This is a genomic window from Agrobacterium pusense (genome assembly GCF_013285525.1).
Lineage (GTDB): Bacteria > Pseudomonadota > Alphaproteobacteria > Rhizobiales > Rhizobiaceae > Agrobacterium > Agrobacterium pusense.
Genome location: NZ_CP053856.1, coordinates 2,620,997 through 2,647,238, shown reverse-complemented (window position 1 = coordinate 2,647,238; position 26,242 = coordinate 2,620,997). Strand labels below are relative to the sequence as shown.

Here is a 26,242-nt window from a genome sequence, read left to right as displayed (position 1 = left end):
GATCTCCTCGCGCTGACGGCTAGTAGACATCGCGAAGATAGCGCTTTTCGCGCTTCAGCTGGCTGACATATTCGCTTGCTGCTTCCGCAGAGAGGCCGGCCTCGTCAATGATGATCCGGTGCAGGGCATCGTCTACGTCCTTCGCCATGCGGGTCGCGTCACCGCAGACGTAAAAATAGCCCCCCTCTTCGAGCCACTGATAAAGCGCCTTGCCATTCTGCCGCATGCGCGTCTGCACGTAGATCTTTTCCGCCTGATCGCGCGAAAAGGCGAGATCGAGACGCGTCAGCACGCCCGCACGGCTCATTTCACCCAGCTCACTCTCGTAAATGAAGTCCGACTGCCGGTGCTGGTCACCAAAAAACAGCCAGTTCCGGCCGGTGGCGCCCCGCGCCAGCCGTTCCTGCAGGAAGGCCCGGAACGGCGCTATTCCCGTGCCCGGACCCACCATGATAACCGGCGCATCGTCGTTTTGCGGCACACGGAACGCCTTGTTGGGCGAAACGAAAACCCCGGCAGTCGCCCCTGCCTCCACCCGATCTGCCAGATAGGTGGAGCACACGCCGCCGCGCACGCGGTCGTGAGCGCGATAACGCACGCTGGCGATCGTCAGATGCACGCTGTTTCCCGCGGCAAGGGGGCTCGAGGAGATGGAGTAAGCCCGATGCTGCAGCGGTTTCAGGAAAGTCACGAATTCAGCAAGATCGAAAAGACGCCTGCCGCCAAGATTGAGCAGGTCGAGAATATCCTTGCTCCAGAGAAAGGCGGCCAGCTGCTCCCTGTCGCCGTTCGCAAGAACATGCGCCAGTTCGTCATGACCCGCGCGCTTGCCGATTTCGGCGACCAGTTCGCGCGAGGGCGTCGAGATTTCGAACATGCGGAGAAATGCGTCTCCCACCGAACGATCCAGCCCGGCCACTTCGCTATCGGCCTCCGCGCCGAAATGGTCGAGCAACGCACCAGCCAGTTTCGGGCAGTTGACGGGAACGACACCAAGGGCATCACCCGCCTCATAGCTGAGGCCGCTTTCCCCGAGATCGAATTCGTAATGCCTGATTTCCTTCGATGAAGCCGGACCGGAAAGACGGTGATTGACGCTTAGCCGCGCCAGATAGGGATTCTTCCGGTTCCATTCCTGTGTCACCCGCCTGGGGAGTTGGGCCGGACGAGGCGTCACGACAGTCGCCGCCTGGCCGCCATCGAGCGCAAGTGCAATGGGCAGGGTCTCATCGATCCAGGCGGCGGCAGCGTCCTCGAAGTCTATATCGCAATCAATCCGCGTTTTCATACGTTTGCCGCCGAGCTGCTCAAAGCGCGTATCGATGAGTTTACCGGCCTGGCAAAATCCGTCATACCCCGTATCACCCAGCGCCAGCACGGCGAAATTCATCGCCTCCAGTCGTGGCGCACCATCAGCGGCAAGCGCTTCCCAGAATAGCTGCGCATTATCGGGCATTTCACCCTCGCCATAGGTCGAGGTCACGACAATGACCCGTTTCATCAAACCGAGGCGCTCCATGGACACGTCGTCAAGCGCCATCACCTCCGGCTGCATGCCCTGCGTGCGGGCGGCGGCGGCGATATCCATCGCCAACGCCTCGGCATTGCCGGTCTGTGTGCCGAAGAGGATGTTCAGCACGCTCGCCGCCGTCTCGGGAGCGGCAGCGGCGACAGATGCCTCCAGGCCAATGGCCGCGCGGGAGTGGAGCCCGGCTAAAAAACCCGCAAGCCAGGCGCGCTGGTCGCCGTTAAAGGGCGCGTCTTCGGGAATGTAGGGTATCTTCATCATGCTGCCCTGTTCTGACTGGATGCGGCGGTTAGGTCAGGAATGGCGCGGGCCGCGAAAAGCTCTTCGAAGCCCGGCAGATGACCGATCTTCTCGATGTTTTTGCGGCTCTGCTGAATGATCCAGCCATAGGTGCCTGGACTGTCCACCGACCAGATGTTGCGGCGCGCCAGTGCCTGCTTGTAGTCATCAAGTCGCTTGGCGGCGATCATCACCGCAAGCTGTCCGTCGCTATGGTCGGAAAGAGCCTCGCGCGCATATTTCAACAGACGCTGCATCAGAGCATAATCTTCCGTAAGAATGAGATTGCGCACCGCTTTTTCGATGGCGGCGTCGGAAGGACCCGATGCCATCGGCAATCGCTGCAAGGCGATAGCCTGCGCCATGCTCAACACAGTGTAATTGTTGATCAGTGCGTACATGTCTTCCGTATCCGTTTCGCCATAGGCCGGCACGGTGCCGTTCAATACGGACTTGCGATCTCGATAGGCCAGCTTGAACTTCCGCAGCTGATGGGCAGCAAGTGCGGAAGCCAGTTCCTCCAGCAATTCCTTGCGCGGCTTGGCCTTGAGAATTTCGTCACTGTCCTGATAAAGCAGCAGCGCGCGTGGCATGCCGTAAACGAAATTGTGCTGTTCGCTCTCCCAGTTTTCCAGCAGCCATGCGGCCTTCGCTGAGCCAGTCTCCACCGCGTGCCAGTTCAGAAGCTGGTGAACGGCGTGACGATGGATCGCCGCCTGCTCGTCCTCGCCCGTGATAGAGCCAAGCAGGATCGAATCGTGGCTGACTTTCTTCGGCAGGTCGCCATAGGGGTCGTATTGATAGACGAAACCGCCACTCATGCCGTTGCCGAAGCCCTTGCCAAAACTGCCGAGGTTAAGCACCGCACCGTTGGTCATGTATTCGCAGGCAAAATCCCCCACGCCCTCCACAACGGCGGTCGCGCCGGAGTTGCGCACCGCAAAACGGTCGCCTGCCTGCCCTTCCACAAAGGTGCGGCCGCCGGTTGCGCCGAACAGTGCGAAATTACCGACCAGCACATTCCCGCCCGCCTCCTGCGAACCGCCGCCGGGAGAACGCACGACGATGGTGCCACCGCAGGCGCTTTTGCCGACGCCGTCATTGCAGGTACCGGTATGGACCATGATCATGCCGTCGTTGCAGAAAGCGCCAAAGGATTGTCCAGCCGAACCCGATGTATCGATGCGCACGGAACCCGCTTCCAGAAATCGACGGCCACGGCTGTCCCGCCTGACGGCCGGCAGGGCATCCGCCTCTTCGTCGGAAAGCTCATGGTTCAGCATACGTTCGATATCGACGGCGAGCTGGCCGCCGACGCTCTTGTTGCAATTGTTAAGGAAACGGTTGCCGCCAAGCTCGATGCTCTCGCGCCCGCCGTCGACCAGTGCCGAGCGCACGAGTTCGATGAAAGCATCGTCCAGCGCGAAGTCCTTTTCCATATAGACCGGGCTGTCGATCTTCACTTCCTCGACCACGGTTAGCATTTCCCGGAGGTCAAGCTGGCCAACGCTTGCGGGATGATCGAGTAGGTGAAGAAGATCTGAGCGGCCCCGCGCTTCCCGCAGCGAACGCAGCCCAAGTGCGGCCAGGATCTCGCGCGTTTCATGGGCGATGTTCATGAGATATTGCGCCAGCGCCCGCGGGTCGCCGTTAAACGCCTCCTGATTGGTGGTGAGACCGGCCGGGCATTTGATGTTGCAGTTCTTCGCCATGACGCATTTCAGCATCATCAGCGCCGTGGTGCCGAATTCGAAACTATCCCCGCCGAGAAGAGCCGATTTTACGACATCGCTCGCCGTCTGGTGCGCGCCGGAGCAGCGCAACAGCACCTTGGCGCGCAAGCCGGTGGCGCAAAGCGCCTGATGCACCTCGGCAACGCCGATTTCTGCGGCGCGACCAGTATATTTGAGGCTGGTGACGGCCGCCGCCCCCGTGCCGCCGGTATTGCCGGCGACGTTGATGACATCCGCTCCCGCCTTGGCGACACCGACCGCGATCGTGCCGATGCCTTCTGACGAGACCAGCTTGACGATGACCCGCACGCGCGCTGCCTTGGCATCGTGGATGAGTTGGGCCAGATCCTCGATGGAATAGGTATCATGATGCGGCGGCGGCGAGACAAGCTCGACGCCCGGCGTACCGCCACGCGCGGCGGCGATTTCCACCGTGACCTTTGGAGACGGCAATTGTCCGCCTTCGCCAGGCTTTGCGCCCTGGCCGATCTTGATCTCGATCTCTTCCAGCATCGGATCGGCAAGATAACCGGCCCAGACACCGAAGCGGCCCGATGCGAACTGCTTGATGCGCGAGGCGCGAATGGTGCCGTATCGCGAGATATGCTCGCCGCCCTCACCGGAATTTGACATGCCGCCAACCATGTTGGTGCCATGCGCCACAGCCTCATGGGCGGCCGCGACAAGCGCGCCATGGCTCATTGCACCAGAGGCGAGGGTCATGGTGATCTCGCTGGCATTTTGCACGGCATCGAGCGAAATGCTCGCCGGCGCGGTGCGAACAAGCGAGAGATAATCGGAAGCCTCGCCCCTCGCCTGAACCAGAAGAGCGCCCCCTTCAAGCCAATGTCCGACTATGTCCTCGCCGAAGCGATCGATCAGCGATTGGCCAAGTGCTGCGAGCCTGGCAAGCTCATGGCCGTGCGGGCCGGTCAATCGCAGCCGGAAGGCGCCTTCCTCTGCGCCTTCGCAGAGCAAGCCCCGTACCATGAAGCTGTTATTGCCCTTGCGGGAAAACCGACCCATTTCACGGCGAAACTCTTCCGCCGAACCGGCGAACGTCACATCCGCTGGCAATTCCAGGACATCGCGCAGGGCGGCGGGGCGACGCGCTCTTTCTTCCGCCATCATACGGGCAAATGCGCGGTAGCCGGTCGTTACCTCGAAGGCATCGATCGCCTCCGGGGTCAACCGGTCAAAACTGGTGTGATAATAGGCCGCGTCGTCGAGACCGAAGGCATCTTCCAAGCGGTTGAGCGGCAGGAGACGTAACGCCTCTTCGTTTTCGGTCCCCTTGTCGAAACCGATCCTTTCCTCCGTCATATCCACGAAACCGCGCACGGCCGTCGTGCCATAGGAATGACCGGCCCCTTCGGCACGCTCCTTGAAAAGACCGAGCAGCGGAATGTCGCTTTCTCCCTTTACAGACAGCGCCTTGCGGTGCCAGTCCGCCACGGCCTGGGCGATGACGGCGAAGCTCACGCCGCCGACCGGCGTTTTCACATTCGGGAAATAACGCTTCAGCACGTCATCTTCCGTATCGAGGAAGTTCGGCTCGAAGAACTCGCCCCCGATATAGCTTTCCGCCGTACACAGGCCCACCTTGCCCATGGTCTTCATCAGCGACTTTTCCGCCGCCTTGGCGAAGCGCTTGAAGGCCTTGTCGGCTTCGCTGCCGAATTTCTCCTCGGCGCGGAACTGCACGGCGAGCGGATAGACCGCCGAAGCGCCAAAGCCGAGACCGGCTGCAATGTGATGGGAGGAGGAGAATTGTCCACTTTCGACGATCAGCGACACACGCAGCCTGAGGCCTTCCTCGATCAGCCGCTGATTGATGGCGGAAACGACCATGATCATTGGCAAAGCGGCACGACGCGCGGAAACATGCCGGTCAGTGATCACGGCAATGCCACCTTCGCCAGCGGCAAAAGCGGCGACCTCGGCGCACAGTCCGTCTATCGCCTCTCTCAATGCCGCTTCATTGGCCTCCCCTGCATCGAAGACGGGCGCATAGAGCATTTCAAAACGGCGCACCGGCGTCTCGGTTTGCTCGCGGATGCGCAACATGTCCAGGTGGCTAAGGATTGGCGAGCGCACGACGATCTGGCGTGCCTTCTTAGCGCCGCTGTTCGGCTTGGCACCCAAGGCCACCCGTAGCGTCATGCCATCAGCTTCGCGAATACTGTCTAGCGGCGGATTGGTGACCTGCGCGAAACGCTGCGAAAAATACTTGGCGACCCCACCTTCCTGATCGGAAAGCGCGTTGATGGCATTGCCGTATCCCATCGCCGAAATTTTTTCGGAACCGGAAGCCAGCATCGGGTCCATCAGGAATTTGAAACTTTCCTGATTGTGCGAATAGGCGACGTAACGCTGGTGACGTTCGAGATCACCATTATAACGCAGCGGTGAGCCCTGCTTTTCCGCTGGCACTTCCGGCAGATCCTCCAGCATGACACGGGCTTCGCGCAGCAGGGATGAATAGTCGCGGCGCGCGGCAAGAAACTCCAGCGCCTCGACGGTGGAAAAGGCGCGGCGCGCGGCGTGGTCGTAATAAAGCATGCCGCCCGCCTCGATGCGGCCGCGCCGGATAACGCTCTCCGCCGGAAAGGCGATCTGCCCGGCCTCCGACATGACGCAGAGATATTCGTCCGTCTCGACGGTGCGCAGCGGGCGCAGGCCAAGCCGATCGAGGCGCGCGCCGACAATAGTGCCGTCGCCGAAGATCAGCGCGGCCGGACCGTCATTTTTCTCCTCATAGAGAGAGAAATATTCCAGCATCGCCCTCACGTCCGGCGACAGGGTGTCGTCGTTTTCCCAGGCTGGCGGCATCATCGAGACCACAGCGGTAACGAGGTCAAGACCGTCCTCCATAACCCGCGCCTGCAAGGTCTGGTCCAGACGGCAGCTATCGGACTGGCCTTTCGGCCTGACGATGCTGGCATTCTTCGCCAAGGCGACTGCCGCTTCCGACAGGCGGTTCTTCTTGTCGGTGTTGAGTTCGCCATTATGCGCCATCAGGCGGAAAGGCTGCGCCATGGATGGGTGCGGATCGGTATTGGTGGAGAACCGCGTGTGGAAATACATCGTATGCACTTCATGGCGCGGATCCGTCAGGTCGCAGAAAAAGGGCATCACCTCATGGGAGTTCAGGCGGCCCTTCAGGACCTGCGTGCGGGCGCTGAGCGAGAGCGGATAAAAGCCGGCGAGATCGGGCACGGTATAAGCAAGCGCCTCAATGGCAATCAGTGCCTTGTGGATACGCCAGTCGAATTCGGCCGGAGTTGCGCATTCGGCCGGAGCAGAGAAAACCCATTGGCGGATCGGCAACTGGTAAGGGATGGCGGCAGCACGGATGGCCGCATCATTTACCGGTACATCGCGGACGGTGAGGACCGAAAATCCCTGCTCCTGCAGCGCGCTGCCGATAATGCCAACCGCCTCATCATGGAACGCGGAGTTCTGCGGCAGGAAAAAATTGCCGACGCCGAAACGGCCGGCCTGCAAACCGTGTTCGCCAGTCAATTTCCGAAAGAAGGAGAGCGACAAATCCAGCGACACCCCGGCACCATCGCCGACACCTTCTGCCGACATGCCGCCGCGATGCGGGACGGCGCAGAGCGCCTCGTAGCCGCGCTTCAACACATCGTGAGTCTGCACGCCGTCCTTGCGGGTGATGAAACCAACGCCACAGCTGCTTTTTTCAAAAGCGGCATCGTAAAGGCCGAATTTTTGCTCCGTCACGCTCAAGGCTCTCTCCTCTCATTGCGCAATTCGCGCGGCATCGCCTTTTTCCCGAATCCGGCGCGTCAGCCGGCGCTCTGCGGGCGGAGCCGCAGGCGACCTGGCTGCTCCTCTTCTTCTGCTTATCGGCGTTTGATGGCGAGAACGGTCGTTTTGCGGCCGTCAAACGGCTGGGCGGCAATCGCCGCATTTTCGCAAATAATGATCGTGTTCGTTCGCATCGCGTTCCCTGATGGTCAATTTTCAAGCGCAAAAATACGCCGAATTACGTCAGTATTGCTTACGTAATATTTCATGATTAGGAAAGTCAAGATTAAAATCGATCCGGCGCAATAAAAAAACAAAAACGCCGCGAAATCCGAAAGGATTCCGCGGCGTGACTGCTTCAGGAGTTTTTTAAATTGCCCAAATCACTCAGATGGCATTTCGAGCGTGCGGCTAAACCAGAGGGCAATAAGCGTACACAGGGCGCCCGACATGAGGTAGATGCCGACCGCGAAAAGGCCGAATTTGGACGAAAATCCGAGAGCCACGAGCGGCGCGAAGCCGGCACCGATCAGCCAGGAAATGTCCGAGGTCAAAGATGCGCCGGTGTAGCGGTACTCGCGGCTGAAGCGGGAGGCGAGCGCGCCACCCGCCTGACCGAAGGACAGGCCCAGCAGCGAGAAGCCGATCAGCACGAAGAGATAACGGCCGATATCACCGGAACTGAGGAGAACGGGGGCCACAAGGCTGAAGAGACCAATCAGGACCGCCGCGATGGCGAGAAGTTTCCGCCGCCCTATGCGATCCGCCAGAATGCCCGAAACGACAATCATGCCGCCGGCAATGATGGCGCTGACGAACTGCACGAAGAGGAAGTCCGACACGCGCTGGCTGGTGTTGAGAGAAACCCAGCTCAGCGGGAAGACGGTGACGAGATGGAAGAGCGCAAAGCTCGCCAGCGGCACGAATGCGCCGGTGACAACCACCGGGAACTGCGACCGCAGCATTCTGAACATGGGACGCGGCTCCAGTTCATGCTGTTCCAGCATGGCCTGGAATTCCGGCGTCACGATCATGCGAAGGCGGGCAAAGAGCGCAAGCACGTTCAGCGCCAGCGCCACGAAGAAGGGGAAACGCCAACCCCAGGCCAAAAACTCTGCACTGGAAAGCTGCGTGACGAAAACGATGAAGAAGGCGCTGGCGAGACCAAAACCCATGGCCGCCCCGATTTGCGGCATCATGGCGTACCAGCCGCGCTGCCTCGGCGGAGCGTTCATGGCGAGCAGCGAGACAAGGCCATCCCAGGCGCCGCCGAGGCCAAGGCCCTGGCCGATACGGAAAACCGCCAGCAGGCAGGGAGCCAGCATGCCAGCCTCGGCATAGGATGGAAGGAAGCTGATCGCCATGGTGGAACCGCAGAGCGTGAAGAGCGCGGCCATCAGCTTGACGGCGCGGCCGAACCTGCGGTCGATCTGGAGGAAGATCAGAGAACCGATCGGCCTTGCGATAAAAGCGAGAGAGAAGACAGCGAAGGAATAAAGCGTGGCCGTCAGCGGATCCACGTAAGAGAAGAAGACATGCGGAAAAACGAGCGCGGAGGCGATGGCGTAAATGAAAAAATCAAAAAACTCCGTCATTCTCGCAAGAATGACTGCAATCGTAATGCGATCCGGATCGACCTTTACGGGGCCGGCACCGTGTCCGTTCGCCTCTGGCGCCTGCCCAAAAGATGGAGCAGCATTCGTATAACTCATAATATTCCTCCTGCGTCATGGACGAACCATTTCATGTAACGCGCAGGCTCCTCTTCCGTTGCGTTACGATGCGACGGATTGTCACACGCACCCTACGTAACGTCAATTGAAGTTTGAGAAGAAAGGCTTGCCCCACGGGCTTCCTATGCGATAATGCACGCGCTCCGCCTGTAAACGCAGCTTTGACCGCCACATGGTGCATCGCAAAGATTTCGCTGCACCGCGACAATATACCTCATTTGAAAAATGATGTTCGGCAATTATTCGCGGCATAATCCAAACTGTACGAGTTCAAAGAACGTGCGCATGATCAAAAAACTCCTATCCGCCCTTCTGGCAATTCCGGCAATGCTGCTGCTCAGCGGCTGTAACCTTGTTGTCATGAATCCTTCGGGCGACGTCGCCATCCAGCAGCGCGATCTTATCATCACGTCCACGGTCTTGATGCTGCTGATCATCGTTCCCGTCATTGCCCTGACGCTGTTCTTCGCATGGAAGTACCGCGAGTCGGCCAAGGCCGAGGATTACGATCCAGAGTGGCACCATTCCACGCGCCTTGAGATGGTGATCTGGTCGGCACCCGTCGCGATCATTCTGATGCTCGGTACCGTGACTTGGATTTCCACCCACCGACTCGACCCTTATCGGCCGCTGGAACGCATCGACGAGAACCGTCAGGTCACCGCCGATATCAAGCCGATCACCGTCGAAGTTGTGGCCATGGACTGGAAGTGGCTGTTCTTCTACCCTGAACTCGGCATTGGCAGCGTCAATGAATTCGCCGCTCCGGTCGATGTCCCGATCAATTTCAAGATCACCGGCACGACGGCGATGAACTCCTTCTTCGTTCCAGCACTGGCCGGCCAGATTTATGCCATGGGCGGCATGCAGACCAAGCTGCATGCCGTGATCAACAAGGAAGGCGTCTATGACGGCTTCTCGGCCAACTTCTCCGGCCCCGGCTTCTCGCATATGCGCTTCAAATTCCACGGCCTCAGCCAGCAGGGCTTCGACCAGTGGGTGGCCAAGGCAAAGGAAGGCGGCAAGGGCTTCGGGCGCCAGGAATATCTCGAATTCGCCAAGCCTTCGGAGCGCGAGCCGGTGCAATATTTCGCTTCGGTCGATCCGGAACTCTACAGCGCCATCCTCAACCGTTGTGTGGAGCCCAACAAGCTCTGCATGCGTGACATGATGCATATCGACGCCAATGGCGGCGGCGGCAAGGAAGGCATCGACATCGCCAAGGCGCTTAACTCCGTCGTCTGCACCCCGCTTGCGCCTTATGGCGTCGCCAGCGGTCCACAATCCACTCCGGCTGCTATCGAAGGCCAGACTTTCGAACCTGCGGCGCTGCCGGAAACCAAACAAGTCGCTGGCTGACGATACGTCCCGGCATTCTGCGGCGCGGCCTGTCCGCGCCGAATTTACGTCTTTGAATCGCAAGAGGCTAAAATGGTCGTCAACTCCGATCAAACGTCGTTCCTGTTCGGACGGCTAACCTGGGAGTCAATCCCGCTTCACGAGCCCATTCTTGTCGCCACCTTCGCGGCCGTGGCTCTGGGCGGCATCGCCGTCGTCGGCGCCATCACCTATTTCAGGCTGTGGGGCTACCTCTGGAATGAATGGTTCACGAGCATCGATCACAAGAAGATCGGTATCATGTACATCATTCTGGCGCTTATCATGCTTCTGCGCGGTTTTGCCGACGCCATCATGATGCGCGTGCAGCAGGCCATCGCCTCCGGCGGATCGGAGGGATATCTTCCGCCGCATCACTACGACCAGATATTCACCGCCCACGGCGTCATCATGATCTTCTTCATGGCCATGCCGATGATCACCGGTCTCATGAACTTCGTCGTGCCGCTGCAGATCGGCGCCCGCGACGTTTCATTCCCGTTCCTCAACAATTTCTCCTTCTGGATGACCACGGCTGGCGCCGTCATCACCATGATCTCGCTGTTCATCGGTGAATATGCGCAGACGGGCTGGCTTGCCTATCCGCCGCTTTCCGGCATCGACGGAAGCCCGGGAGTGGGGGTCGACTATTATATATGGGGTTTGCAGATCGCGGGTGTCGGAACGACGCTGTCAGGCATCAACCTGATCGTGACCATCATCAAGATGCGCGCGCCGGGCATGACCATGATGCGTATGCCGATCTTCGTCTGGACGTCGCTGTGTTCGAACATCCTGATCGTGGCATCCTTCCCGATCCTGACCGCAACGCTCGCGCTTCTGACCCTTGACCGCTACGCTGGTACGAATTTCTTCACCAACGACCTCGGCGGCAATCCGATGATGTATGTCAACCTCATCTGGATCTGGGGCCATCCGGAAGTTTATATTCTGGTACTGCCGGCTTTCGGTATCTTCTCCGAAATCGTCGCCACCTTCTCGGGCAAGCGCCTCTTCGGTTACGCGTCGATGGTCTACGCCACTGCCGTCATCACCATCCTGTCCTATATCGTCTGGCTGCACCACTTCTTCACCATGGGTTCGGGCGCAAACGTCAATGCCTTCTTCGGCATCACGACGATGATCATCTCGATTCCGACGGGTGCGAAGATCTTCAACTGGCTCTTCACCATGTATAAGGGCCGCATCAAGTTCGACGTGCCGATGCTGTGGACGATCGGCTTCATGATCACCTTCGTCATCGGCGGCATGACCGGCGTCCTTCTCGCCGTACCGCCAGCGGACTTCGTGCTGCATAACTCGCTGTTCCTGATCGCCCACTTCCACAACACGATCATCGGCGGCGTGGTGTTCGGCGTTCTCGCCGGCATCGTCTACTGGTTCCCGAAGGCCTTCGGCTATCGTCTCGATCCGTTCTGGGGCAAGCTGTCCTTCTGGTTCTGGTTCACCGGCTTCTATTTTGCCTTCATGCCGCTCTATATTCTCGGCCTGATGGGCATTACCCGCCGCCTCAGCCAGTTCGAAGACAACTCTCTTCAGATCTGGTTCCTGATTGCCGCCTTCGGCGCCTTCCTGATCGCGCTCGGCATCGCCTCCTTCGTCATCCAGCTCATCGTCAGCTTCCTGAAGCGCGACAAGCTGCGTGACGTCACCGGCGACCCCTATAATGGCCGCACGCTGGAATGGTCGACGTCTTCGCCGCCGCCGCAGTATAATTTCGCCTTCACGCCCGTCATTCACGATGTTGACGCCTGGACGGACATGAAGAAGCGCGGTTACAGCCGCCCGCTGGAAGGCTTCATCCCAATCCACATGCCGAAGAATACCGGCTCGGGCGTCATCATCAGCGCCATCAGCGTGGTGCTGGGCTTTGCCCTGGTGTGGCACATCTGGTGGCTGGCAGCTCTGTCGTTCATCGGCATCGTCGCGGTCTCGATCGCCCATACCTTCAACTACAATCGCGAATACTACATTCCAGCCTCCGACGTCTCCACGGTTGAGGCGGAGCGTACCAAGCTGCTCGCGAAACAGGCGTAACGAAACATGGCTCATACACCTGCACAAAGCGTCGACGGCGCTGAACCACCGGTCTTTTACCTGAAGGAAGACCATCATCCCGAGAACGGCACTTCGATCGGCTTCTGGCTCTACTTGATGAGCGACTGCCTGATTTTCGCCGTGCTCTTCGCCACCTACGCCGTCCTCGGCCGCAGCTATGCGGCCGGACCTTCGGGCGCGGATCTGTTCGATCTCAAGCTCGTCGCCATCAACACCGGCTTCCTGCTTTTCTCCTCCATCACCTATGGCTTTGCCATGCTGGAAATGGAAAAGCAGAAGGTAAAGACGACCCTGGTCTGGCTCGGAATCACCGGTCTCTTCGGCCTCGCCTTCCTTGCCGTCGAACTTTACGAGTTCCATCACCTGATCGAAGAAGGAGCCGGTCCGCACCGTTCGGCTTTCCTGTCGTCGTTCTTCGCGCTGGTCGGCACCCACGGTTTGCACGTCACCTTCGGCATCATCTGGCTCGTCACGCTGATGGTGCAGGTCGCCAAGCACGGCCTGATCGCGGCGAACAAGCGTCGCCTGATGTGCCTGTCGATGTTCTGGCACTTCCTCGACGTCATCTGGATCGGCGTCTTCTCCTTCGTTTACCTCATGGGAGTTCTTTGATGAGTTCCGAAGCACACGCACATCACGACGCGCATGGCGACGACAATCATCACCATGATGGCGCGAGCCACGGCACGTTCAAAAGCTACATGATCGGCTTCATCCTTTCGGTCATTCTGACGGCGATCCCCTTCTGGCTGGTCATGGGCGACGTCCTTGAAAACAAGACGCTGCTCGTCATCGCCATCATGGGCCTCGGCGTCATCCAGATCTTCGTGCACATGATTTATTTCCTGCACATGGACACCAAGTCGGAAGGCGGCTGGACCTTCATGGCGCTGATCTTCACCGTCGTGGTGCTGCTGATCACGCTCTCCGGTTCGCTGTGGGTCATGTACAACATGAACAAGAACATGATGCCGCTGCACATCGAAGATGTGAAAAACCTGCCTTAACCAGAAATTGCGGCCTGCCGGAAGCCCGGCAGGCCGCCTTCCGCGCCAACACATAACCCCATGAATCGTGGCGCGATTTATGGGGTTATCTGCTGGAAGAAGCGCATTCGGGGCGATGAGGCCCGGTCAGGTGGACGACACCTCCGCCAGACACGCTTCTCAAGGACCGTGACATGACCAAAACAACGCCCCCCAAGCGCGGCATTCGCCCCGCAGCCATCGTCGTTCTGTTTCTGACCGTCGCCCTGACAGGGCTGCTGCTGGCTCTTGGAACCTGGCAGGTCAAGAGACTTTCCTGGAAGCTCGACCTGATTGAGCGTGTCGAGGCCCGTGTGCACGCGGAACCCACCGATGCGCCCGCCGCCGGGCAGTGGCCGACGCTCGACGAGCCAGCGGAGTACGAATATCGCCGTGTGAGACTTTCGGGCACTTTCCTCAACGACAAAGAGGTCCAGGTCTATACCGTTACCGATCTCGGCCCGGGTTACTGGATCATGACACCGCTGAGACGAGATGATGGCACGAGCATCATCGTCAATCGCGGCTTTGTCCCGTCCGACAGGCGAGACCCGTCATCGCGACAGGAAGGTCAGCCGACAGGCCGCGCGGAGGTCATCGGGCTGATGCGTGCCCCCGAGACAGGCGGGCTTTTCCTCCGCACCAATGACCCCGCAAATGGACGCTGGTACTCCCGCAATATTCCGCAGATATCGCAGGCCTCTGGCCTTTCGGGCGTCGCGCCGTTTTATGTCGATGCCGATGCGGCACCCAATCCCGGCGGTCTGCCGGTCGGCGGCAAGACAATGCTTACCTTTCCCAACAACCATCTCTCCTACGCCATTACCTGGTACATTCTCGCGGCCATGGTCGTCGCGGCGGGCTGGTATGTGCTGCGCAATCTGAACGCCCCGAGGTCAAAGCAGGGCAAGGATTGAGCGGCCGATTTTACCGAATGGTTCACAAAACCCCTTCCTTCTTCACGTTTTGCTGATCTATAACGACAGTTCGGCCTGACATGCCCGTCGGCGCAGCTTCGTTTCGGTGAGTTATGGCAAGAGCATTTCTTCTCGTTCTGGATTCCTTCGGCGTCGGCGGTGCGCTCGATGCGGAGCACTATGGCGATCTTGGAGCGAATACGCTCGGTCACATCGCGGAATTCTGCGCTGCCGGTGCAGCTGACAGAACGGGACTACGGTCCGGACCGCTGAAGCTGCCGAACATGTGTTCGCTCGGCCTGCTGGAGATCGCAAGGCAGGCAAGTGGTGACATTCCCGCCGGCATGGAGGCGCCGGAACGCATTTTTGGCCTGCATGGCTGCGCCAGCGAGGTTTCGAAGGGCAAGGACACTCCGTCCGGTCACTGGGAGATCGCGGGAACGCCGGTGACGTTCGACTGGGGATATTTTCCGACGGAGGGCGATGCGTTTTCGCCGGAACTGGTGAAAGCGATCTGCGAGGAGGCGGATCTTCCGGGTATTCTCGGCAATTGCCATGCTTCCGGCACCGAGATCATCGCGCGGTTCGGCGAAGAACATATCCGGAGCGGCAAGCCGATCTGTTACACATCTTCGGATTCCGTGTTCCAGATTGCCGCGCACGAAACGCATTTTGGCCTGGGGCGGCTCATCGCGCTCTGCGAGACGGTACGCAAGCTGCTCGATCCGCTGAACATAGGCCGCGTCATCGCGCGCCCCTTCGTTGGCGAAACGGTCGCGACCTTCGAACGCACCGGCAACCGCCGCGATTTTTCCGTGCTGCCACCGGAGCCTACTCTGCTCGACCGGCTTGTGGAGGCCGGCCGAAAAGTGCACGCCATCGGCAAGATCGGCGATATCTATGCCCACCAGGGCGTTTCACGCGTCATCAAGGCAAACGGCAACGCCGCCCTGATGGATGCGACGCTGCAGGCTATCGACGAGGCGGCAAACGGCGATCTCGTCTTTACCAATTTCGTCGATTTCGACATGCTTTATGGCCATCGCCGCGACGTTGCCGGTTACGCCGCCGCCCTTGAGGCTTTCGATGCGCGAATCCCCGAAATCCACCGCAAGATGGCGCCTGGCGATATCGCTCTTCTCACCGCCGATCACGGCTGCGACCCCACGTGGCGGGGCACGGACCACACACGGGAAAGGGTGCCGATCATGGCATTCGGCCCGGGCATTCGCTCGCGCGATGTCGGCATTCGTTCAAGCTACGCCGATATCGGCGAAAGCATCGCCCACCATCTAGGTATCGAGGCCGGTTCTCACGGCAGGAGCTTCATTTGACATCGCATTTGCTGAAGGCGGAAATTCACTGCCATATCGAAGGTGCGGCCCCGCCCGCCCTCGTCGCGAAACAGGCTGAAAAATACGGAATCGACACCAGCAGCTTTCTGCGGAACGGCCAATATGTATGGTCGGATTTCGCCGAATTCATCCGTTGTTATGATGCGGTGGCACAGGTGTTCAAGACGGATGAGGATTATGCCGTTCTCACCGAGGCCTATCTGACCGAACTCGCGGAAGCCAATACGATCTATAGCGAACTGATCATTTCGCCCGACCATGGCGACCGCATCGGGCTTGGCGCCGACGCTTATCTCGCTGGCATTGCCGAAGGCATCCGGATTGCAAGGGACAAGACGGGTATCGAAACCCGCATCATCGTCACAGGCGAGCGGCACTTCGGTCCGGAGCGGGTGATCGCCGCGGCCGAATATGCGGCGCGCACCCAACATCCGCTGGTGACGGGGTTCAACATGGCGGGCGAGGAGCGCATGGGCCGCGTCGCCGATTATGCGCGCGCCTTCGATATCGCACGCGATGCCGGCCTTGGATTGACCATTCATGCCGGCGAGGTTTGCGGGCCGGAAAGCGTGGCCGATGCACTCGATCTCGTCAAACCATCCCGCATCGGGCATGGCGTGCGGGCAATCGAGAATGCCGGTCTCGTTGCACGGCTCGCCGAAACCGGAACAGTCCTTGAAGTCTGCCCCGGCTCCAATATTGCGCTCAAGGTCTATCCCGACTTCGCCAGCCATCCGCTGAGAGCCCTCAGCGACGCGGGAGTGCGGGTCTGCATCAACTCCGACGACCCGCCATTCTTCTTTACCTCACTTGCACGGGAATATGCGCTGGCCGCCGACGAGTTCGGCTTCAGCGATGGCGAGATAAACAGCATGACCCGCACCGCACTGGAATGTGCCTTCGTTGACGAGGCAACGCGCGGAGGGCTGCTTAAAAAACTCGACGGGGCCTGATGCAGCTGTTGGCAGGGTAAAACCACGAAGAAGGCTTGCGAAAAGCCGACTTTCGGTCAATTACAGGGGCACAAGAAAAAAGGAAGGCCAGTTTCATGGACGGCGTCACAGTCATCGAACATCCGCTGGTGCGGCACAAACTCACCATCATGCGCAAGAAGGAAACCTCCACAGCCGGCTTCCGCCGCCTGCTCAGGGAGATTTCGACGCTGCTCTGCTATGAAGTGACGCGCGATCTTGAAATGACGATGGAAACCATCGATACGCCGCTCGAGACCATTCAGGCACCAGTGCTGGAAGGCAAGAAGCTGGTTTTCGCCTCCATCCTGCGCGCAGGCAACGGCCTTCTGGAAGGCATGCTCGAACTGGTGCCTTCGGCGCGCGTTGCCCATGTCGGCGTCTATCGCGACCACGATACGCTCGAGGCCGTCGAATATTATTTCAAAGCTCCGGAAAGCCTCGATGCCCGTCTGGTCATCGTTGTCGACCCCATGCTGGCGACCGGCAACTCCTCCATCGCCGCCGTGGAAAAGCTGAAGGAGCGTGGTGCGAAGAACATCCGCTTCCTGTGTCTTTTGGCAGCCCCCGAAGGCATCAAGAATTTCCGTGAGGCACATCCCGATGTGCCGATCTACACCGCCGCGATCGACAGGCATTTGAACGAGAAGGGTTACATTGTTCCCGGCCTCGGTGATGCCGGCGACCGCATGTACGGCACCAAGTAATCATTCATCATCGCTTAACCTTTTACGCCATTCGCCGCCCGATCAGCGGCGGATGGCTTTTTCTTTTAAGATTTCGGCATGTTTTGCGTCTATTCTTGCCAGGGGTAACCGGCCCTCGGAGGAGTGAAGACTTGCTGGCGCGCGCGATTTTTCTGCTTGTTGGCCTTTCCATCGGCGCCACGCAAATACCCGTTCTGATGGACAAATTTCAGCCGCGCCCGGAAAGCAGCGTAGCAAAAACCGAAATTGTGGCCGAAGCAGCCAAACCCCAGCCTGTTTCGTTGGGCGGAGTCAATCTGAAAGCTGACGCCCGCGGCCACTTCAACGCCACCTTTCGTATCAACGGCAAATCATTCGACGGACTTATCGACACCGGTGCTTCAACCGTTGCCATCAATGAGACGATTGCACGTCGGCTCGGATACGGCGTCAACAGTCTGGATTTCAAATACGCGATCTCAACCGCCAACGGTCAGACCATGGCCGCCTATGTGAAGCTCGACCGGGTGGAGATAGGCACGATCCGCGTGCAGAATGTCGACGCCATGGTGCTGAAGGACAATGCACTGAGCAACATGCTGGTCGGCATGAGCTTCCTGAAGCAATTATCGTCGTTCAAGGTTTCTGGCGGCGAAATGCGGCTGGTCAGGTGATACGCTCGAGAACGGGTGCAGCGACTTCCGGCGCGTCGTCGCTGATTCCATAGCAGGCCGTTATCGCTTTAATGGCGTAGGCTGCGTCTTCTCCGGACGCTGCATGGACAATGGCAATCGGTTCTCCCTTTTCCACCTTCATCCCAAGAGGCAGAATATTCGAAATACCAACGGCGGGATTGATCCTGTCCGAGGGTTTTCGTCTGCCGCCGCCAAGTCCGACGACGGCGATGCCGAGTTCGCGCGTTGCGCAGGATGTCAGCCAGCCGCTGCTCACGGCCTGGACCGGAAGAGTGACTGGCGCGGACGGCAGATAAAGGAAAGGATTTTCAACGAAATCCGTTGGCCCGCCCAATGCCGAAATCATTCGCGCGAAAATTTCCATTGCCCGGCCGGAGGAGAGGGCGGCCGACGCCAGTGCTGCGCCTTCTTCCAGTGTGGCCGTTTTTTGAGCCTGCACGAGCATTTCCGCCGCGAAAGACAGAACCACGTTTTCCAGACGGCTACCAGCCTTGCGACCAGCCAGAAAATCGAGACAATTGACGATTTCAACGGCATTGCCGGCGGCATCGCCAAGCGGCTGGTTCATATCTGTTATCAGCGCCGTTGTCGGCAAACCTGCACCAACAGCCACATCGACCAGCGCGCGGGCGAGCGTTCGTGCATCGTCAATGCTTTGCATAAAGGCGCCGTTGCCGACCTTGACATCAAGCACAAGCGTCTGCAGCCCGGCCGCCAGCTTCTTCGACAGGATGGAAGCCGTAATCAGCGGTATGGAATCGACCGTCGCGGTCACATCGCGAATGGCATAGAGGCGTCTGTCAGCGGGGGCGAGGTCACCCGTCTGACCGATGATGGCACAGCCGACCGTCTTCACCGCCCGGCGAAACAGAACCTCGTCCGGCATGACATTGTAACCGGGAATCGCTTCCAGCTTGTCCAGCGTGCCGCCGGTATGCCCAAGGCCCCTGCCGGAAATCATTGGCACAGCGAGACCACAGGCGGCTACGATCGGGGCGAGCATCAGAGAGACATTGTCTCCAACGCCACCGGTCGAGTGCTTGTCGGCAACCGGCCTGCCGATATCGCTCCAGGACAGGACATCACCGCTGTCACGCATGGCAAGTGTCAATGCCACCATCTCATCCCGGTTCATGCCACGGAAAAACACCGCCATGGCAAAAGCCGCCGCCTGCCCTTCCGAGATGCCGTCTTTCGACAGCGCTTCGATGAATGCGGCGATCTCCTGCGGCGAGAGCGCCAGGCCATCGCGTTTGCGGCGGATGGTTTCCTGCGGGATCAAGCTCAATACCCGCTGGCGGTCCTGGCGGGCTCTCCGCCGGCCAGAACGTTCAGCACGTCGTCAAGGAGACCTGAAGCGCCGAAACGGAACGTCGAAGGCATGGCCCAGTTCGGCGCCATGATGGTTTCCGCCAGCCGCAGGTAAAGTGTCGCGTCCTCCACGGTACCGATCCCGCCGGCCGGCTTGAAGCCCACCTTCTGTTTGCTGTCGCGGATCGCCTGCAACATGATGTCAGCCGCCTCCAGCGTGGCGTTGACGGCAACCTTGCCTGTCGAGGTCTTGATGAAATCGGCGCCTTCGGCAATGGCAATTTCGGAAGCCCGACGGATCAGGGCCTTGTCCTTCAGCTCGCCGGTTTCGAGAATGACCTTGAGCAGCACGGGTGTAGCGCAGGCCTTGCGAACGGCGGCCACCACGTCGGAAACCGCGGTTTCATCGCCCGCGATGAATTTGCGATAGGGAATGACAAGATCGATTTCATCCGCACCGTCGCGGATCGCCACCTCGGTTTCCGCGACCACGGTTGCGACATCAAGATCACCCGACGGAAAATTGACGACCGTTGCAATGCGGATCGTATGATCCTTTCCGAAGGCGGCGCGCGCCTGCGCCACGAAACGCGGCCAGATGCAGATGGCGGCCGTATTGCCAAACTCCGTATGCGCCCGCTGGCAGAGCGCGGCGATCTGCTGTGGCGTGCAGTCTTCCTTGAGGTTGGTGAGGTCCAGCAAGGACAAAGTGAGGGCAGCCGCTTCGCGCGGACGCTGGAGTTCCATGGTCACGCTCCTCCTGCGATCATTTCCTTCAGAATGGCGGCAAGCCTTTTGCCACCCACGGGAGCCATGTCCTTGGTTTCTTCATGGCTCAGTTCCGCGCCGGTCATGCCGGCACCGTAATTGGTAATAACCGATGCGGCAGCGACGCGCATCCCGAAAAAGCGCGCAAGGATGACTTCCGGCACGGTAGACATGCCCACGGCATCCGCCCCCAGCAGCCGCGCCATGCGGATTTCCGCCGGTGTTTCGAAGCTGGGGCCAGAGAACCACATATAGACACCGCCGAACAATGGCACCGTCGCACGGATGGCGGCATTGCGCATGGCAAGCATAAGATCAGGATCATAAGCCGTCGTCATGCCGACGAAGCGGCGGTCGCTTTCCTCACCGATCAGCGGGTTCATGCCGGAATAATTGATGTGATCGGTGATCTGCATGACGGAGCCGGGTGGCATATCCTGCCTGACCGAGCCCGCCGAATTGGTGAGGATGAGCGACTGCACGCCCAGGCCCGCGAGCGCTTCGATGACGGGGCGCATCGCTGCGGGATCACCCTTTTCGTAGAAATGGACCCGACCCGACAGCATCATGACGGGCTCACCGCCGAGATAACCAGCCACCAGTTCACCCGCATGGCCGGAAACGCCGCCAGCGGGAATGCCGGGCAGCTCGGCGTAAGGAATACGGATCGGCTCGCTCACCTCTTCCACCAGCGATCCCAGACCGGAGCCAAGCACGATGGCGACGCGCGGCATGAGGCCGTTCAGGCGGTCCACCAGAATGTCGATCAAACCGTCGGTCATCAGGGCAGCTCGGTCTTGAAGACGGAGGGTAGCAGCTCTTCCATGGTCATGACCTTCTGGACGCCGGTTTCGTCACAAAGATAGATCTTTGTCTCCGGCGTGGCGAACTCGGCGATCTTCTGGCGGCAGCCGCCACAAGGAGAGCAGAGCGGCAGCTTCTCGGCGATAACGGCGACTTCATTGATCTTTTTCGCCCCGCCCATGATCATGGCGCTGATGGCTGATGGTTCTGCGCACCAGCCCTGCGGGAAGGAGATGTTCTCGATATTGGCGCCCTTGTAGATCTTGCCGTCTTCGGCGCGGATTGCCGCACCGACGGGAAATTTTGAATAGGGGGCATAGGCGAAGGCCATGGCCTCTACTGCCGCCTCAAACAGGGCATGGACCTGCGGATCGGATTTCGGGTCGGAGGACATGGGGGTTAACGCTCCTTCGCATAAGCAACGCCACCGGCCTTCGGGGGCTTGGCAACGCCGATGAAACCCGCAAGCAGGATGCAGGTCAGAATATAGGGCATGGCCTGGAATATCTGCACCGGCACTTCGCCGATGCCAGGCACGGATTTACCCTGCATGAAGTTCGCGACAGCATCCAGAAAACCGAACAGAAGGCAGGCGAACATGACAGGCACCGGCTTCCATTTCGCAAATATCAACGCTGCGAGCGCGATGTAGCCCTTGCCCGCCGACATGTTGGCGATGAAGGCAGCGGATTGAGCCACAGCAAGATAGGCGCCCGAAAAACCGCAGAGAAAACCGGCGACAATGACAGCGCGGAAGCGCATCCATGTCACCGAAATACCAGCCGTATCGACAGCACCCGGATTTTCACCGACCGCGCGCAGGCGCAGGCCGAAACGCGTTCGGTAAAGCACCCACCAGGACAGCGGCACCGCCAGGAAGGCAAGATAGGTGAGGATGTTGTTGCCGGAAATGACGTTTGCATAGAGCGGGCCGATGAAGGGAACCTCGCGCATGGCATCAGCACCGGGCAGGATGATCGGGGCAAAACGCCCCTCGCCCGGAAGCTGCGGCGTGCGTCCGCCCTGGCCGAACCAGGCCTGTCCCAGCACCACGGTCAGGCCGGCGGCAATGAAGTTCAACGCCACGCCCGACACGATCTGGTTGCCGCGATTGGTGATGACAGCAAAGCCGTGGATCAGCGAGAACAGGATCGAGACGGCAATACCGGCCAAGAGGCCGGCCCAGGGGTTCGCCGTGATATAGGCAACGCAGGCGGAAGCGAAGGCCGCTGCCAGCATCTTGCCCTCAAGGCCGATATCGAACACGCCGGCCCGCTCGGAAAAGAGCCCGGCCAGTGCGGTAAAGAGAAGCGGAATGGTGAGACGAACGGTCGAGCCCAGAATACTGACCAGCATATCGAAGAAATCCATATCAGCTCACCCCTTTGCCAGACGCTGGTAAATGCGGACGATTGCAGGCCGGTACATATATTCCAGCGCGCCGGCGAAAAGGATCACAAGACCCTGAATGACCACGATCATCTCGCGGGTAATGTTGGGCATCTCGAAGGAAAGGTCTGCGCCGCCCTGATAGAGAATGCCGAACAGCAATGCCGCGAAGATGATGCCGAGCGGATGGCTTCGGCCCATCAGCGACACGGCGATGCCGACGAAGCCCGCACCGGCGACGAATTCCACCTGCAGACGGGCCGACGCGCCCATAACCGGGTTCAGCGCCATCATGCCCGCCAGACCGCCAGAGATGAGCATGGCGATGATGACGGTGCGTGCATAGGGAATACCGGCATAAATGGCGGCGGAGGGGCTGATGCCGAGCGTGCGCATTTCATAACCGAGCTTGGTGCGCCAGATGAGCACCCAGACCAGAAAACACATCACCAACGCTATCAGGAAGGAGACGTTAAACGGCGCCGGACCAAGCTTCAGGCCGAAGAGAGCCATCAGCCAGTCGAGTTTCGGCAATTGGCCGCCCGGCAGAAAAGTGCGGGTTTCCGGCGCCATCTTGCCGGGCACGATCAGCACGTTCACCAGCAGGTAAACCATCAGGGCCGCAGCAATGAAGTTGAACATGATGGTGGTGATGACCACGTGACTGCCGCGTTTTGCCTGCAGCCAGGCCGGAATGAAGGCCCAGGCGGCGCCAAAAACAGCAGCGCCGATGACGGCGAAGGGCATCGTCACGTACCACGGCACATAACGATCGAGTGCCAGCGCCACCAGCGCCGCGCCAAGGCCACCGACATAGGCCTGACCTTCGGAGCCGATATTGAAGAGCCCGGCATGGAAGGCGACGGCGACGGAGAGGCCGGTGAAGATGAAACTCGTCGTATAAAACAGCGTGAAGCCGATGGCATCACCACGGCCGAGCGCCCCTTCGATCAGCAGGCGCAGCGCCGCCAGCGGGTTTTCACCGATGGACCAGACAACGAGGCCGGAAATCAGAAAGGCGGTAACGACATTGAGAAACGGCAGGAGGCCGTAGGTAATCCAGTTTGGCAGCGGTACGGAAGCGGTGCTCATTCATGCCTCATGCGGCGATGCCGGCCATCATCAGGCCCAGCGTCTGTTCTTCGGCTTCCGCCGTTTTTTCTCCGACGACCCGGCCTGCGAACATGACCATGATCCTGTCCGACAGCGACCGGATTTCATCGAGTTCGACGGAAACCAGCAAAATCGCCTTGCCAGCATCGCGCATTTCGATGATGCGGCGATGAATGAATTCGATCGCGCCGATATCCACGCCGCGTGTCGGCTGGCCGATGATCAGCATCTTGGGGTCACGCTCGATTTCACGGGCGACAACGATCTTCTGCTGGTTGCCGCCGGAAAAGTTGGCGGTCTTCAGCTGCGGGTTTGGCGGGCGGATATCGTATTTTTCGATCTTCTCGACCGCATCCCTGCGAATGGCCTCGGGGTTGAGGAACGGCCCTTTGCCGTAACGTTCGTCGTGATGATAACCGAGGATGGAGTTTTCATATTCCTCGAATTTAAGCACCAGCCCCATATGATGGCGGTCTTCCGGGATGTGGGCGAGGCCAAGCCTGCGTAAAATTGCGGGATCGGGGCGATCGACCTTCTGTCCGTCCACCCAGATTTCGCCGGAATAGGGCTTCCGGATGCCAGCGATGGCTTCCAGCAGCTCCGACTGGCCGTTGCCTGCGACACCGGCTATACCGACGATTTCACCGGCGCGGACATCCAGCGAAACGTCATCAACCATGGTGACGCCGCGGCTATCCTTGACGGTGAGATTGCGGATGGAGAGCAGAACATCGCCGGGTGTGGTCTCACCCTTTTCGACACGGAGCAGCACCCGTCTGCCGACCATGAGTTCTGCCAATTCCTCGACGCTGGTCTTGGACGTCTTGCGGGTCGCCACCATCTCGCCACGACGCATGACGGAGACGGAGTCCGTGATCGCCATGATCTCGCGCAGCTTATGGGTGATGAGAATGACTGTCTTGCCCTGATCACGCAGCACGCCGAGGATCTTGAACAGGTGATCGGCCTCTGCCGGCGTCAGAACGCCGGTCGGCTCGTCAAGGATCAGGATTTCCGCGCCACGATACATGGCTTTCAGAATTTCGACGCGCTGCTGGAGGCCGACTGGCAATTCCTCGATCATCGCATCGGGATCGACTTCCAGTCCATAATCGTCTTCCAGGCGCTTCAGCTCCCTGCGTGCACCAGCCCGGCCGTTGGCCAGCAGCGCACCGCCTTCTGCGCCCAGCATGACATTTTCCAGCACGGTAAAATTTTCGACCAGCATGAAGTGCTGATGCACCATGCCGATACCGGCATTGATGGCGGCCTGACTGTCGCGGATCGAGACCGGCGTGCCGTTCACCCGGATTTCACCGGCATCCGCCTGGTAAAAACCGTAGAGGATCGACATCAAAGTCGACTTTCCGGCACCGTTTTCCCCGATGATGCCGTGGATCGTACCCTTGGCAATTGTCAGATTGATGTTCTTGTTGGCGTGTACGGCACCGAATTTCTTGTCGATGCCCACGAGCTCGATTGCAGGGTCCATATTCAAATCGAAACCTCTCCGAAGGCTGGATATGAAAAGGGCGCAAGATGAAAAACATCATGCGCCCCAGCCACATATCATATCATTTCGGGCAGGAATTGTCCGCCATGTAATCATGGACCTTGACGGCGCCGGAGATGATGTCGGCTTTGGCCTTATCCACGGCAGCAGTCATTTCAGGCGTGATGAGCGCCTTGTTGTTATCATCGAGCGCGTAGGCAACGCCGTCTTCCTTGACGCCGAGAGCAACGATGCCAGGCGTGAACTTGTCATCCTTGGCGTCCTTATAGGCGTTGTAAACGGCCAGATCGACGCGCTTGACCATCGAGGTCAGAACCGAACCGGGATGCAGGTGGTTCTGGTTGGAATCGACGCCGATCGAGAATTTCTTGTTGTCGGCGGCAGTCTGGAGCACGCCGATACCGGTCGCACCGGCTGCCGCGTAAATCACGTCCGCGCCCTGATCGATCTGGTTTTTGGTAAGCTCGCCGCCGCGCACAGGGTCGTTCCAGGCAGCGCCGGTGGTGCCGGTCATGTTCTGGAAGACTTCGATCTTGTCGTTGGCAGCCTTGGCGCCTTGAGCGTAACCACAGGCGAACTTGCGGATCAGCGGAATGTCCATGCCGCCGATAAACCCGACCTTGCCGGTCTTGGAAGCCATGCCGGCCAGCAGACCGACGAGGTAAGAACCTTCGTGCTCCTTGTAGACGACCGAGCGGACGTTCGGCAGTTCAACGACGGAATCGACGATGACGAACTTGGTGTCGGGGAACTCGGCGGCAACCTTTTCCATGGCCGACGTCCAGGCGAAGGATACGGCGACGACAGGGTTGAAACCCTTGCTGGCGAAGTTGCGGATGGCCTGTTCGCCCTGCGTGTCGCTGGTCGGTTCGAAGTCGCGGAATTCGATGCCCGTTTCCGCCTTGAACTTTTCAGCGCCGGCCGCAGCGGCCTCGTTGAACGACTTGTCGAACTTGCCGCCCGTGCCATAGACCAGCGCAGGCTTGATATCCGCGGCGAGCGCGGAGGCCGACATCGCGGCAAGCGCAAAAAGCGTCAGAAGGGATTTTTTCATTGTGCAGCCCTGTTGTTGCAATTGATATTTTAAGGGTCCTCCCGCAATCCCGTTTCCCGGGAATGTCTGCGGAACCGCCAGCCGTTATACCGGCTGTGCTTGCCTCATATCCTTGCATGGCTCAATGAAAAATTCATCCGG

At 59.5% G+C, this 26,242-nt stretch carries 20 protein-coding genes; 9 read left to right on the top strand and 11 right to left on the bottom strand.

Annotated features, from left to right (window positions below):
* Window positions 1-19: 19 nt before the first annotated feature.
* From HQN82_RS12775 to HQN82_RS12765, 3 genes are all read right to left on the bottom strand, one after another.
* The gene (locus tag HQN82_RS12775; protein WP_112766035.1) at window positions 20-1,789 is read right to left on the bottom strand and encodes a diflavin oxidoreductase; all 1,770 of its coding nucleotides are present in this window, start codon (window positions 1,787-1,789) and stop codon (window positions 20-22) included.
* On the bottom strand, window positions 1,786-7,290 hold the full coding sequence (locus HQN82_RS12770) for a glutamate synthase-related protein (protein ID WP_173614940.1): 5,505 nt from the start codon (window positions 7,288-7,290) through the stop codon (window positions 1,786-1,788). The genes HQN82_RS12775 and HQN82_RS12770 overlap by 4 nt, the downstream gene beginning before the upstream one ends.
* A gap of 404 nt (window positions 7,291-7,694) precedes the next feature.
* Complete coding sequence (locus HQN82_RS12765) at window positions 7,695-9,023, bottom strand: MFS transporter (RefSeq protein WP_004439203.1); 1,329 nt, start codon at window positions 9,021-9,023, stop codon at window positions 7,695-7,697.
* A gap of 306 nt (window positions 9,024-9,329) precedes the next feature.
* On the opposite strand from HQN82_RS12765, the gene cyoA reads away from it, so the two are divergent.
* The 9 genes from cyoA to HQN82_RS12720 all read left to right on the top strand — a co-directional run bounded on the left by cyoA (window position 9,330) and on the right by HQN82_RS12720 (window position 18,128).
* Entirely contained in the window at window positions 9,330-10,403 is a 1,074-nt protein-coding gene (gene cyoA, locus HQN82_RS12760; RefSeq protein WP_037089638.1) for a ubiquinol oxidase subunit II, read from the top strand.
* A 72-nt stretch (window positions 10,404-10,475) separates the two neighbouring features.
* On the top strand, window positions 10,476-12,479 hold the full coding sequence (gene cyoB / locus HQN82_RS12755; protein ID WP_173614939.1) for a cytochrome o ubiquinol oxidase subunit I: 2,004 nt from the start codon (window positions 10,476-10,478) through the stop codon (window positions 12,477-12,479).
* A gap of 6 nt (window positions 12,480-12,485) precedes the next feature.
* Window positions 12,486-13,112 carry a cytochrome o ubiquinol oxidase subunit III gene (cyoC, locus tag HQN82_RS12750; protein ID WP_006699805.1) on the top strand — a complete coding sequence of 209 codons (627 nt, stop codon included), beginning with the start codon at window positions 12,486-12,488 and terminating at the stop codon, window positions 13,110-13,112.
* A complete protein-coding gene (gene cyoD, locus HQN82_RS12745) occupies window positions 13,112-13,507 on the top strand; it encodes a cytochrome o ubiquinol oxidase subunit IV (RefSeq protein WP_173614938.1) in 396 nt (131 codons plus the stop codon). The genes cyoC and cyoD overlap by 1 nt, the downstream gene beginning before the upstream one ends.
* 173 nt (window positions 13,508-13,680) lie before the next feature.
* Complete coding sequence (locus HQN82_RS12740; RefSeq protein ID WP_173614937.1) at window positions 13,681-14,442, top strand: SURF1 family protein; 762 nt, start codon at window positions 13,681-13,683, stop codon at window positions 14,440-14,442.
* Between the two features lie 113 nt (window positions 14,443-14,555).
* Window positions 14,556-15,776: a phosphopentomutase gene (locus tag HQN82_RS12735; protein ID WP_112766032.1), complete on the top strand. Its 1,221-nt coding sequence runs from the start codon at window positions 14,556-14,558 to the stop codon at window positions 15,774-15,776.
* The gene (locus HQN82_RS12730; protein WP_107339872.1) at window positions 15,773-16,750 is read left to right on the top strand and encodes an adenosine deaminase; all 978 of its coding nucleotides are present in this window, start codon (window positions 15,773-15,775) and stop codon (window positions 16,748-16,750) included. The genes HQN82_RS12735 and HQN82_RS12730 overlap by 4 nt, the downstream gene beginning before the upstream one ends.
* A 95-nt stretch (window positions 16,751-16,845) precedes the next feature.
* The gene (upp, locus tag HQN82_RS12725; RefSeq protein ID WP_004439188.1) at window positions 16,846-17,475 is read left to right on the top strand and encodes a uracil phosphoribosyltransferase; all 630 of its coding nucleotides are present in this window, start codon (window positions 16,846-16,848) and stop codon (window positions 17,473-17,475) included.
* A gap of 131 nt (window positions 17,476-17,606) precedes the next feature.
* On the top strand, window positions 17,607-18,128 hold the full coding sequence (locus HQN82_RS12720; RefSeq protein WP_004439183.1) for a TIGR02281 family clan AA aspartic protease: 522 nt from the start codon (window positions 17,607-17,609) through the stop codon (window positions 18,126-18,128).
* On the opposite strand, the gene deoA is transcribed toward HQN82_RS12720, so the two are convergent.
* The 8 genes from deoA to HQN82_RS12680 form a co-directional block, all read right to left on the bottom strand.
* On the bottom strand, window positions 18,121-19,437 hold the full coding sequence (gene deoA, locus HQN82_RS12715; RefSeq protein ID WP_004439181.1) for a thymidine phosphorylase: 1,317 nt from the start codon (window positions 19,435-19,437) through the stop codon (window positions 18,121-18,123). The genes HQN82_RS12720 and deoA overlap by 8 nt on opposite strands.
* Window positions 19,434-20,207 (bottom strand): deoxyribose-phosphate aldolase, encoded by a 774-nt coding sequence (gene deoC, locus HQN82_RS12710; RefSeq protein ID WP_112766031.1) that lies wholly within the window; start codon window positions 20,205-20,207, stop codon window positions 19,434-19,436. Before deoC ends, deoA begins: the two co-directional genes overlap by 4 nt.
* Window positions 20,208-20,209: 2 nt before the next feature.
* Window positions 20,210-21,010: a purine-nucleoside phosphorylase gene (locus tag HQN82_RS12705; protein WP_173614936.1), complete on the bottom strand. Its 801-nt coding sequence runs from the start codon at window positions 21,008-21,010 to the stop codon at window positions 20,210-20,212.
* A complete protein-coding gene (locus HQN82_RS12700) occupies window positions 21,010-21,426 on the bottom strand; it encodes a cytidine deaminase (protein ID WP_112766030.1) in 417 nt (138 codons plus the stop codon). Before HQN82_RS12700 ends, HQN82_RS12705 begins: the two co-directional genes overlap by 1 nt.
* A 5-nt stretch (window positions 21,427-21,431) precedes the next feature.
* Window positions 21,432-22,403, bottom strand: a complete 972-nt coding sequence (locus HQN82_RS12695; RefSeq protein ID WP_004439173.1) for an ABC transporter permease — start codon at window positions 22,401-22,403, stop codon at window positions 21,432-21,434.
* Window positions 22,404-22,409: 6 nt separating this feature from the next.
* Window positions 22,410-23,513 carry an ABC transporter permease gene (locus HQN82_RS12690; protein ID WP_004439171.1) on the bottom strand — a complete coding sequence of 368 codons (1,104 nt, stop codon included), beginning with the start codon at window positions 23,511-23,513 and terminating at the stop codon, window positions 22,410-22,412.
* A gap of 7 nt (window positions 23,514-23,520) precedes the next feature.
* A complete protein-coding gene (locus HQN82_RS12685; RefSeq protein ID WP_112766028.1) occupies window positions 23,521-25,026 on the bottom strand; it encodes an ABC transporter ATP-binding protein in 1,506 nt (501 codons plus the stop codon).
* 82 nt (window positions 25,027-25,108) lie between these two features.
* Window positions 25,109-26,101 (bottom strand): BMP family lipoprotein, encoded by a 993-nt coding sequence (locus HQN82_RS12680; RefSeq protein WP_004439166.1) that lies wholly within the window; start codon window positions 26,099-26,101, stop codon window positions 25,109-25,111.
* Window positions 26,102-26,242: the final 141 nt, after the last annotated feature.